8 protein-coding genes are annotated in these 11,220 nt (G+C 71.7%); 5 read left to right on the top strand and 3 right to left on the bottom strand.

The window, feature by feature from the left end; translation table 11 throughout:
* The first annotated feature begins 123 nt into the window (after positions 1–123).
* The 4 genes from ADK86_RS02320 to ADK86_RS02305 all read left to right on the top strand — a co-directional run bounded on the left by ADK86_RS02320 (position 124) and on the right by ADK86_RS02305 (position 6,059).
* Complete coding sequence (locus tag ADK86_RS02320; RefSeq protein WP_053695015.1) at positions 124–1,104, top strand: ABC transporter permease; 981 nt, start codon at positions 124–126, stop codon at positions 1,102–1,104.
* Positions 1,104–2,057, top strand: coding sequence for an ABC transporter permease (locus tag ADK86_RS02315; protein WP_053695014.1), 954 nt, complete (start codon positions 1,104–1,106; stop codon positions 2,055–2,057). The genes ADK86_RS02320 and ADK86_RS02315 overlap by 1 nt, the downstream gene beginning before the upstream one ends.
* Positions 2,054–4,294: an ABC transporter ATP-binding protein gene (locus ADK86_RS02310; RefSeq protein WP_063788920.1), complete on the top strand. Its 2,241-nt coding sequence runs from the start codon at positions 2,054–2,056 to the stop codon at positions 4,292–4,294. Before ADK86_RS02315 ends, ADK86_RS02310 begins: the two co-directional genes overlap by 4 nt.
* Positions 4,295–4,364: 70 nt before the next feature.
* Entirely contained in the window at positions 4,365–6,059 is a 1,695-nt protein-coding gene (locus ADK86_RS02305) for an ABC transporter family substrate-binding protein (protein ID WP_053695013.1), read from the top strand.
* Here ADK86_RS02305 and ADK86_RS02300 read toward each other — a convergent pair.
* The 3 genes from ADK86_RS02300 to ADK86_RS02290 form a co-directional block, all read right to left on the bottom strand.
* On the bottom strand, positions 6,028–7,602 hold the full coding sequence (locus ADK86_RS02300; RefSeq protein ID WP_053695012.1) for a sodium:solute symporter family protein: 1,575 nt from the start codon (positions 7,600–7,602) through the stop codon (positions 6,028–6,030). The two genes, ADK86_RS02305 and ADK86_RS02300, sit on opposite strands and share 32 nt — an antisense overlap.
* Before the next feature lie 306 nt (positions 7,603–7,908).
* Positions 7,909–8,694, bottom strand: coding sequence for an SDR family oxidoreductase (locus ADK86_RS02295; protein WP_053695011.1), 786 nt, complete (start codon positions 8,692–8,694; stop codon positions 7,909–7,911).
* Between the two features lie 97 nt (positions 8,695–8,791).
* A complete protein-coding gene (locus ADK86_RS02290; RefSeq protein ID WP_053695010.1) occupies positions 8,792–9,994 on the bottom strand; it encodes a PLP-dependent aminotransferase family protein in 1,203 nt (400 codons plus the stop codon).
* 219 nt (positions 9,995–10,213) lie between these two features.
* Here ADK86_RS02290 and ADK86_RS02285 point away from each other — a divergent pair, with 219 nt between their 5' ends.
* Positions 10,214–11,125 carry a hypothetical protein gene (locus ADK86_RS02285; RefSeq protein WP_234345655.1) on the top strand — a complete coding sequence of 304 codons (912 nt, stop codon included), beginning with the start codon at positions 10,214–10,216 and terminating at the stop codon, positions 11,123–11,125.
* The last annotated feature ends 95 nt before the right edge of the window (positions 11,126–11,220 follow it).

Raw genomic sequence — 11,220 nt, 5'->3', positions numbered from 1 at the left:
ACCCCCCACCCCCAATGCCCCACTTTCACCCACCCTTGGTCGACAAACCGGCCCCGCGCATGCGAGAACAGCCCAGGGGGCTGCGGCGATCCGCGGCGATGGCGTACGAGGGGGAGAGACACCATGGGCCGCTACCTGCTGCGCAGGCTGGCCAGTTACCTGGTGCTGGTGGCCGTGGCGGCGTCCCTCACGTACTTCCTCGCGGGGCTGAGCCTCAACCCGCGCGCCCGTTTCGAGGGCCGCAACCCGCCGCTGCCCGAAGCCGCCGTCACCCGCACCCTCGACGACTACAACCTGAACCCGGACACCCCGGTGGTGGCCCGCTTCGCGCGCTGGGCCGGTGACATCGCCCACGGCGACCTCGGCCGCACCATCGACGGCGACTCGGTCAACGACGATTTCGGCCGCCGGGTCGGCGTCAGCGCCCGGCTGCTGCTCCTGGCGACCCTCGCCGGCTCGGCCCTCGGCGTGGCGGTGGGTGCGTACGGCGCCATCCGCCAGTACCGGTTGTTCGACCGGTTCTCGACCCTGGCCTCGTTCTTCGTGCTGGCCATGCCGGTGTTCGTGATCGGCGTGGCGCTGAAGATCGGGGCCACCGCCCTCAACGACGGTACGCAGACGATCAAGGTGCTCGGTGAGTACGACGCCCAGTACGCCGGCCGATGGGACCCCGCCGCCCTGCTCAACCGCGCCCAGCACATGCTGCTCCCCGCGCTGACCCTGATCATCGTGCAGGTCGCCCTCTACAGCCGCTACCAGCGCAGCACCATGCTGGACGTGCTCGGCGCCGACTTCCTGCGCACCGCCCGCGCCAAGGGCCTGCGCCGCCGCACCGCGCTGGTACGGCACGGGCTGCGCACGGCCGTCCTGCCGGTCGTACCGCTGCTGGTCTACAACATCGTGCTGCTCTTCGCCGGCGCCACCTTCGTGGAGAAGACCTTCGGCTGGCACGGCATGGGCGAGCTGCTCGTCGACTCGGTCGCGGGCCAGGACGTCAACTCGGTCGCCGCGGTCGGCCTGTTCACGGCCGCTCTGGTGGTGGTCGCGGGGCTGCTCGCGGACCTGTTGTACGCGGCGCTGGACCCCCGCGTACGGGTGCGGTGATGCGTACCGTGGGCGCCCGCGGCCGTACCCCGCGGGCCGGGCAGCCGACGCGCCTGCGCCTGACCGCCCGCCGCTTCGCCCGCAACCGGCTCGCGCTCCTCGGCCTCGCGCTGCTCGTCCTGCTCTTCCTGGCCGCGTACGCGGGCCCGCTGCTGACCCGGTGGGACCACCGCACCCACGACTTCCTGAACCTGCTGTCCGGACCGTCCGCCGACCACTGGTTCGGCACCACGCAAAGCGGCCTGGACCTGTACGCGCTCACCCTGCGCGGGCTCCAGAAGTCGCTGGTCATCGGCCTTCTGGTGGGGGTGGTCTCCACGTCCCTGTCAGCCGTGGTGGGGGCCTTCGCCGGGTACTTCGGCGGCTGGACCGACCGCGTCCTGATGGGGGCCGTCGATCTGCTGCTGGTGATGCCCGCGTTCCTGTTCGTCGCCGTGCTGTCGCCCCTCGTACGGGGCTCGGGCTGGCCGGTCTTCGTCGTACTGCTGGCCGCGTTCAGCTGGATGATCACCGGGCGGGTGGTGCGCAGCGTGACGCTCACGCTCAAGGAACGGGAGTACGTCAAGGCCGCGAAGTACCTGGGAGTACCGGCACCGGTGATCGTATTCCGGCACATCCTGCCCCATATGGCCTCGCTGCTGATCATTGAGGCGGTCATCCAGGCCGGGGCCGCGGTCATCGGGGAGAGCGGACTGTCGTACTTCGGCTTCGGGGTGCAGCCCCCGGACGTGTCACTGGGCACGGTCATCGCGGACAACACCAACATGGCGGCGAGTTACCCGTGGCTGTTCTTCTTCCCCGCCGGGTGCCTGGTGCTCATCGGGGTCTCGCTCGCCTTCGTCGGCGACGGGCTGCGGGACGCGCTCGACCCTGACGCGGTGGGGGCGCGGGCGCGCATCAGGAGGCGCGGGAAGCGCGGGTACGGAGTTGTCGCGGAGGGCCGTCGCCGGTGATCGGACAGGAAACCCCCACCCCGGGTACAGCGGCCACCGTACCCGCCCTCCAGGTGACCGACCTGCACGTCACCTTCCCCGGCGAGACCGGCCCGGTGCACGCCGTACGCGGGCTGAGCTATGCCGTACGGCCCGGAGAAGTGCTCGGCATCGTCGGTGAGTCGGGCGCCGGGAAATCCGCCGCCGCGCAGGCCGTACTCGGACTGCTGCCGGACGGTACGGAGGTACGGGGCTCCGTCGAGCTGGACGGCCGCGAACTGCTCGGCCTCGACGACGCCGCCCTCTCCGAGATCCGCGGCAACGGCATCGGCATGGTCTTCCAGGACCCGCTGTCCGCCCTCACGCCCGTCTACAGCGTCGGGAACCAGCTGGTGGAGGCGCTGCGCGTGCACCAGGACCTGAGCCGCAAGGCCGCCCGTACACGCGCCGTAGAGCTGCTGGACCTCGTCGGCATACCCGATCCGCACCGGCGCGCCGACGCCTTCCCGCACGAGTTCTCCGGCGGGATGCGGCAGCGCGCCGTGATCGCCATGGCCATCGCCAACGACCCGCGGGTCATCGTCGCGGACGAGCCGACCACCGCCCTGGACGTCACCATCCAGGCGCAGATCCTCGACGTACTGAAGACCGCCCGGGAGGTGACCGGCGCCGCGATCGTCCTGATCACCCACGACCTGGGCGTGGTCGCCGGCTTCGCGGACCGGGTGCAGGTCATGTACGCGGGACGCCCGGTGGAGTACGGAACGGTCGACGAGATCTACTACCGGCCCCGGATGCCGTACACCATCGGCCTGTTGGCCGCCACGCCCCGACTGGACGGCCCCGCCGGCGCACCCCTGGTGCCCATCCACGGCGCGCCAGCGTCACTGTCCGCCCTGCCACCCGGCTGCCCCTTCGCACCGCGCTGCCCCGTGGCCGTAGACCGCTGCGAGGAGATCGAGCCCGTACCGGCCAGGGGGGCGGACGCGGGACATGCCGTCGCCTGCCATCGGGGCGAGGAGATCGGTGAGGGGAGCTTGCCGAGGGAGGGGATCTTCGGAGTGGTGCGGAGGGAGGGGACGGGGGAGAGGGAGAGCGGTACGGGCGGTCCGAGCCCGGTCCGTACGCAGACGGCCCGCACGCAGACGGTCCGTACGGACTCGGCCCCTACGGAATCGGCGCCTACGGCCCCCACCCCACCCACCCTCCTCCAAGTAACCGCCCTCACCAAACACTTCCCCCAAACCCGACGCTCCCTCCGCAAGCGCCCCACCGGCACCATCCGAGCCGTCGACGGTATCGATCTCGCCATACGGGAGGGGGAGACGCTCGCCCTCGTCGGTGAGTCCGGCTGCGGGAAGACCGCCACCCTGTTGGAGATCATGGATCTGGCGGCCGGGCAGTCGGGTGCCGTCCGGCTCTTCGGCCAGGATGTGCGGGAGCTGGACCGGGCCGGGCGCAAGCGGCTGCGGCGGGATCTCCAGATCGTCTTCCAGGATCCGGCCGCGGCCCTGGACCCGCGTATGCCGGTCGGTGACATCCTCGCCGAGCCGCTGCGCACCCACCGCGTCCCCAGGGACCGGATCGCCGCGCGCGTCCCCGAGCTTCTGGAGCTGGTCGGGCTGGCGGGGGACGACGCCGGGCGCTACCCCCGGGAGTTCAGCGGCGGCCAGCGCCAGCGCATCGCGATCGCCCGTGCCCTGGCCCTGGAGCCGCGGCTGCTGGTGCTGGACGAGCCGGTCTCCGCGCTGGACGTGTCGGTCCAGGCCGGTGTGCTCAACCTGCTGGACGAGCTGAAGGCCCGGCTGCGCCTGAGCTACCTGCTCGTCGCCCACGACCTGTCCGTCGTACGGCACAGCGCCGACCGGGTCGCGGTGATGTACCTGGGCCGCATCGTGGAGTCGGGCGGCACCGCGGAGGTCTTCGCCGCGCCGTCCCACCCGTACACGCGGGCGCTGCTCTCCGCCGTACCGCTGCCCGACCCGCGCAAGGAACGGGCCCGCTCCCGGGTCCTGCTGAGCGGGGACCTGCCGAGCCCGGCGGACGTGCCGTCCGGCTGCCGCTTCCGCAGCCGCTGCCCGCTGTACGCAACGCTCGGCGCACCGGAACAGCGGCGCTGCCGGGAGGACGACCCGCTGCTACGGCCGGTGCCGACCGGCCGGCGGACCAACGGCCCCCATACCGCCGGCCACCACGATCCCGACCGCCACACTGCCGCCTGTCACCACCCCGCCCCTCCCCCTCCCGCAGGAGGGTGAAGAACCACTCCCGTGCCGCGCTCTCCCTGTGTTTTCGTCAGTCCAGTCGAGAAAGGGAACGATCTCCGCAATGAAGCTCTCCAGAGTTCCGCTCTGCCTCGTCGCCACCGTCGCGGTGGTGTCGTCCGTGCTGACCGCCTGCGGCGAGTCGGACGACGGGGGCGGTGGCGGCAAGAAGGAAGCGCCGAAGACCACCGCGCTGGACATCAACCGGACCGACCCGGCGCAGCTCAAGCAGGGCGGGACGCTGAACTGGGCGATCGACCAGTTCCCGGTGCAGTTCAACGAGATGGAGGTGGACGGCAACCAGGCCGCCACCAACGTCGTCATCGAGGCACTGATGCCCTCTTTGTGGCACTCGGCGCCCAACGGCGAGCAGGTCCCGAACCGGGCCTTCCTGCTGGACGCGTCCAGCCGTACGGAGGGCGGCAAGCAGATCGTCACCTACCGGCTGAACCCCAAGGCCAAGTGGTCCGACGGCACCCCGATCACCTACCGGGACCTGGAGGCCAACGTACGGGCCATGAGCAGCAAGGACCCGGCGTTCAAGGTCGGCACCTCGGCCGCGTACGAGGAGGTGTCGTCGGTACGCAGGGGCAAGGACGACCACGAGGCCGTCCTGACCTTCGACAAGCCGTACGCGGACTGGCGCGCCATGTTCGGCGCGCCCAACAACACGCCGCTCTACCCGGCGAAGTACATGGCCGACGCCAAGGGCTTCACCACCGGGTACCTGAACAAGATCCCGCTCAGCGCGGGTCCGTACAAGCTCGCCGGTATCGACAAGACCGCGCAGACCATCACGCTCGTGCCGGACCCCGCCTGGTGGGGCGACAAGCCCAAGCTCGACAAAATCGTCTTCCATGCGATGACGACCGAGTCGATGCCCGCCGCCTACGCCAACGGGGAGATCGACTACTTCGACCTCAACGCCGGTGTCGCCGCCTTCAAGCAGGCGTCGACGGTCACGTCGGGCGAGATACGGGAAGCCGGCGGGCCCAACTACCGGCATCTGACCTTCAACGGCAAGAGCCCGAAGCTCAGCGACCCCAACGTGCGCAAGGCGCTGTTCAAGGCCACCGACCGCGACACCCTCGTCAAGTCCAGCGTCAAGGGCCTGAACTGGGAGGCCAAGCCGCTGAACAACCACTTCCTCGTGCCCAACCAGAAGGGCTACCGCAACAACGCCGGTGACCTCGGCACATACGACACGAAGGCCGCGGAGAGGCTGCTCGACGAGGCCGGCTGGAAGCTGGACGGCAAGGTCCGCAAGAAGGGCGGCGAGGAGCTGAAGCTGCGCTTCCTGATCCCCACCGGCCAGCCCGCCTCGAAGAACGAGGCCACCATCCTCACCCAGATGTGGGCCCAGGTCGGTGTGCAGGTGGACGTCCGTACGGTGCCGGTCAACGAGTTCTTCGACAAGTACCTGACGCCGGGCGAGTTCGACGTGGCGCCGTACAGCTTCTCCCGTACGCCGTTCTCCGCCAGCGGATCGAGCAACATCTACGCGTCCAACGGCGGCAGCAACATCTCCAAGACCGGCAGCGCCAAGCTGGACGAGCTGCTGGACAAGGCCGGCCGCGCCACCGACCCGGCGGCGGCCCTGGAGGCGGTGAACGAGGCCGACGCGGAGGCGTGGCGGACCGCGGGCGTGCTGCCCACGTACCAGCTCCCCGAGATCACCGCGGCGAAGAAGACCCTGGCCAACCTGGGGGCGCAGGGCATGGCCGACATCACGTACGAGCGGATCGGCTACACGAAGTAGGAGGGCGGGCGGCGGCGCCCGCACCACCGGCGCCGCCGCCGTCCCCGTCGTCGTCATCGTCGTCGGGGTTGATGCGGGCCAGCACCGCGTCCCGCTCCGGCGTGTCCTCCGGCTTCAGGTAGCCGATCAGGACGTACAGCACCAGCGAGGTGGCCACCGGAGCGACGATCTGGATCTGGAGCTGGACGCCGGTCAGCCCGTAGTTGGTGAGCCAGAAGGCGAACAGGCCCGCCGCCCAGGACACCAGCGCCGCGGTCGGCCCCGACCGGCGGAAGCGCGGCACCATGCCCAGCAGGAACGGGATCGAGATCGGCCCGACCAGCCCGGCCACCCACTTGATCACGACGGTGATGATGTCCTTGAATGTCGGCGAGTTGACCTGTGTCGCGATCGCCATCGACAGGGCCAGGAAGGCCACGGTGGACAGCCGCGCCGCCAGCAGGCCCGCCCGGTGCGACCAGCCGCGCGCCCGCGCGCCCAGCTTCGGCAGTGCGGGCGCGATGTCCCGGGTGAAGACGGCCGAGATGGCGTTGGCGTCGGAGGAGCACATGGCCATCGTGTGCGAGAAGAACCCGACGATGACCAGGCCCAGCAGGCCGTGCGGCAGCAGATGCTCGGTGAGCAGCGCGTACGAGTCGGACGCGTCCGGTTTCTCGGCCTTCACCAGCAGCGGCGCGACCCACATCGGGAAGAACAGCACCGCGGGCCACACGAACCACAGGACGGCGGACAGCCGCGCCGAGCGCCGCGCCTCGCGGGCGCTGCGGGTGGCCATGTAGCGCTGCGCCTGGTTCCACATCCCGCCGCTGTACTCGAAGGTCTTGATGAAGAGGTACGCGAGCAGGAACGTCAGCGTGTACGGGCCGACCGTCGGCCGCGCGTGGCTGTCCGGCAGCCGGTCCCACACCGTCCACAGCGCGCTGACGCCGCCCAGCTCGGCCAGTACGGTCACCAGCATCGCCACCCCCGCCAGCAACTGGATGACGAACTGGCCCAGTTCGGTGAGCGCGTCCGCCCACAGGCCGCCGACCGTGCAGTAGACACCGGTGACCACACCCGTGATCAGGATGCCCTGGTTGAGGGTGAGGCCGGTGAAGACGGACAGCAGTGTGGCGATCGCCGCCCACTTGGCCCCCACGTCCACGATCTTCAGCAGCACGCCGGACCAGGCGAGCGCCTGCTGGGTGGGCAGGTTGTAGCGGCTCTTCAGATACTCCAGCGGCGAGGCGACCTGCAGCCGTGAGCGCAGCCGGTTCAGCCGCCCGGCGAACAGGCGCGCCCCGATGGCGATGCCGATCGCGATGGGGAACGACCAGGTGACGTAGGACGTGATGCCGTACTGGTAGGCGATGCCCGCGTAGCCGGTGAACATCACCGCGCTGTAGCCCGACATGTGGTGCGAGATGCCGGACAGCCACCACGGCATCCGGCCGCCCGCGGTGAAGAAGTCCGCCACGTCGTCCACGCGCTGGTGGGACCACACGCCGATCGCGACCATCACGCCGAAGTAGCCGATGAGCACGGCCCAGTCGAGACTGTTCATGGCCCCTCCAGGGGTCCGCCTTGTGAACGGGGAAACACATCGCCGTACGTTCCGCGGGGCGGCGCCCCCGTGCGGGAGCGGGGGCTTCGGGGATTGAACCGTTCATGGAGAGGGGTGGTCAAGGGGCCCGGCGGTCAAGGATGTGAACTTCTGTCAGCTCGGCGAACGATTGCCGGGTCTCTTGCCCCTTGGAGGGGGCGGGTACGGGCGGGCTCGGAGGCGCGGCGGTACGGCATGCAGGGCGTGACGCCGAGGCGGGCCGTGGGCCGGGACCCGTACGGAATCCGTACGGAAGCGGGCGACCGCTCAGCGCATGATCTCGCCGGCGTTCACCAGCAGCGACTGGCCGGTGATCGCCCGCGCCCGGTCGGACGCCAGGAAGACCGCGCTCTCGGCGACGTCGGCGTCCGTCGCCATCTCCGGCAGCGCCATCCGCGCGGTGAGCCGGTCCAGCACCTCGCGCTCCGGAATGTCCTCGGCGTCCGCCGCGTACCGGACGTACGCCTCGACCGGCGGGCCCCACATCCAGCCCGGCTGTACGGTGTTGACCCGTATGCGGCGCGGCCCCAGCTCACGCGCGAGCGCGTACATCGCCGAGACCAGCGCCCCCTTGGAGGCCGCATAGGCGGTCTGCCGCACTTCGGCCGGCGCGGCGACCGACGACTGGGTGCCGATCAGCACGACCGACCCGCCGCCGCGCTGCGTCATCGACGGCAGGCAGGCGCGGGTCATCCGCAGCGAGCCGATGAGGTTGATGTCCACGACCTGCCGCCAGGCGTCGAAGTCGGCGTCGGCCAGCCCGCCGAAGTGTGTGTCCAGGGCGGCCACCTGGATGATCGCGTCGATGCCGCCGAAACGTTCGACCGCGAGGGTGGCCAGCTCCGCGCACTGCTCCTCGTCCGCGATGTCCGTCACCCGCCACGCGACACGCTCGCCCGACGGGTCGGCCTGCGCCGCCGTATCGGCCAGCCGGGACTTCGTACGGGCACCGAGCACCACCGAGGCGCCGTCCCGTACGCACGCCATCGCGACCTGGTGCCCGAGCCCGGCACCGACGCCCGACACGACGACGGTCTTGTCCCGCAGCAGCATGCGCGCCTCCCGGCCGGGCCGTCCGCCGGCGGCGCGCCTGGTGCGCCGCAGACGGTAGGTGACGGGCCGTCAGGATAGGGCGGCCGGGGCGCGCTGGCTACGGTCGTGCGCCCCGCAAGGTCTTCGCCAGCCGCCGCAGCCCCTCCGCGATCTCCTCCGGCGGATGCGTCACGAAGGACAGCCGCATGGACCCCGCGTCCGCCGGGCCCGCGTAGAAGGGCGCGCCCGGAACGTACGCGACGTCGTGCCGGACCACCTCGGGGAGCAGCGCCGCCGCGTCGTACCCGGCGGGCATCGTCGCCCAGGCGAACATCCCGCCGTCCGGCCGGTTCCAGCGCGAGCCGTCGGGCAGGGCCGCTCCCAGGCCGTCCATCAGGGCGTCGCGTCGCGCGCGATAGGCGCCGCGTACCCGCTCCAGGTGCGCGTCCAGGCCGGGGCCCGCCAGGTAGCGGGCGACCGCAGCCTGGTCGACCGTCGAGGTGTGCAGGTCGGCCGCCTGTTTGGCAACGACGCAGGCGCGGCGCAGCCCGGCCGGCGCGCGCAGCCAGCCCAGCCGCAGACCCGGCGCCACGATCTTGGAGAAGGAGCCGAGCAGCGCCGTACGGTCCTCGGCGCCGGGGAACGAGGCGAGGTACGGCACCGGCTCGCCCTCGAAGCGCAGCTCGCCGTACGGGTCGTCCTCGACGATCCACAGTCCGTGCCGTGCCGCCACCCCGGCCACCGCGGCCCGCCGCTCGGCCGGCAGCGTCCGGCCGGTCGGGTTCTGGAACGTCGGCACGAGATAGACCAGCTTCGGCCGCTCGCGCGCGGCGATCTCGTCCAGCGCGGCCGGGTCCGGACCCGCGTCGTCGGTCGGCACCGGCACCACCCGCGCCCCGGCGAACCCGAAGACCTGGAGCGCCGCCAGGTAGCACGGGTCCTCGACCAGCACCGTGTCGCCCGGCTCCAGCAGCGCCGTGGCCAGCAGCGACAGGCCCTGCTGCGAGCCGGTGGTGACCAGCAGGTCGTCCGCCCCGGTGGCCAGGCCGCGGGCGCTCACCCGGGCCGCGACGGCCGCGCGCAGCGCCGGGTCGCCCTCGGTCGTCGAGTACTGGAGGGCCTGCTGCGGCGTCTCGTCCAGTACGTGCCGGAAGGCCGCCGCGATGCCCCGCGCGTCGAACAGCTCGCCCGCCGGCAGCCCGCCGGCGAAGGATATGACCTCGGGCCGGGCGGTCAGGGCGAGGATCTCGCGTACGGGGGAGCCGCCGGTGTGCGCGGCGCGCGCGGCCAGTGCGGGGGCGGGGCGGATGTCGTGCAGCATGGCGTTCTCCCGTCGTGTACGGCCTGCGCCCCGGGCGCGCGAAGGCGCCCGTCCCTCGATAGGTGCAGGATGCAGGGAGCTTAGGCGGGCGTGCCGTGCGCGTGCAGAACTGCCCGCATGGTGAACCTTCCCGGTAGAGGGAGCTGTTGCGGCGTGTCGGAGAATCGGAGCTGTCACGGCTCTCGCCAACTGACGGCCCGTCAGCTACACCTGGAGGTCATGACCCACGACCCCCGCACGGACGAGCAGGCCCAGACTGCCCCTGGCGGCCCTCGCACCCCTCCCGCCACGGATGAGCACACCGCCCCCAACAGCGGTACCTATGCCGACCTGGCCGCCGTAGGCCCGTACGGCGTGCGCCCGGGGCACGCGCTCATCACCATGGTCGAGCCGCATCCCGGCCAGGAACGCGCGTACAACCGCTGGTACGAGGACGACCACTACATCGCCGGCGCCATGGCGATGCCGTGGATCTTCGCGGGGCGCCGCTGGGTCGCCACCCGCGAGCTCCAGCTCCTGCGCCGCCCGGCGCGGTCCGCCGTCGCCCGGCCGGTCACGGCGGGCTGCTACCTCTCGACGTACTGGATCACCGAGGGCCGCTACGACGACCACATGCGGTGGACCGTCGCCATCAACCGGCGCCTCAACGCCGACGGCCGCATCCACCACGCCCGTACCCACGTCTTCACCGCCTTCCACGACCACGCGGCCACCGTCTACCGGGACGGCGACCGCGGCCCGCGCGACTTCCACGCCCTGGACCACCCGTACGCCGGGCTGGTCGTCGAGATCATCGACGCGGCGGACGCGGACGGGCGCGCCGCGCTGCTCCGCCGGCTGCGGGACGAGTGGCTGCCGCGCCGGCTGGCGGGCTCGCCCGCGGCCATGGTGACGGTCTTCCGGCCCAGGCCGCTCCCGGACGACCGGATGCCGTACGTGCGGCAGGTGGAGGGCGTGGACAACCGGCTGACGCTGCTGTGGTTCCTCCAGGAGGACCCGCGCGCGTGCTGGACGCCGTGGCCGGGCGCGGAGCCGGACGGCCCGGGGCCGGGGCCGGGGCGGGTGGAGCTGGTCGCGCCGTTCATCCCCACGGTGCCCGGCACCGACCGGTACGTGGACGAACTGCGCTGAGACGCCGGGGAGGCCCAGGCGCCCGCCCGCGTCCGGGCAAGGCCGAGCCCCCTCGGCCGGGACGGCGATCCAGTCGAGAGGGCTCTGGGTACTGC

It is taken from the genome of Streptomyces sp. NRRL F-5755 (genome assembly GCF_001279365.1).
GTDB classification, from domain to species: Bacteria; Actinomycetota; Actinomycetes; order Streptomycetales; family Streptomycetaceae; genus Streptomyces; species Streptomyces rimosus.
Note: the sequence above shows the minus strand (reverse complement) of the source record. Positions and strands in the feature narration are given on the sequence as shown.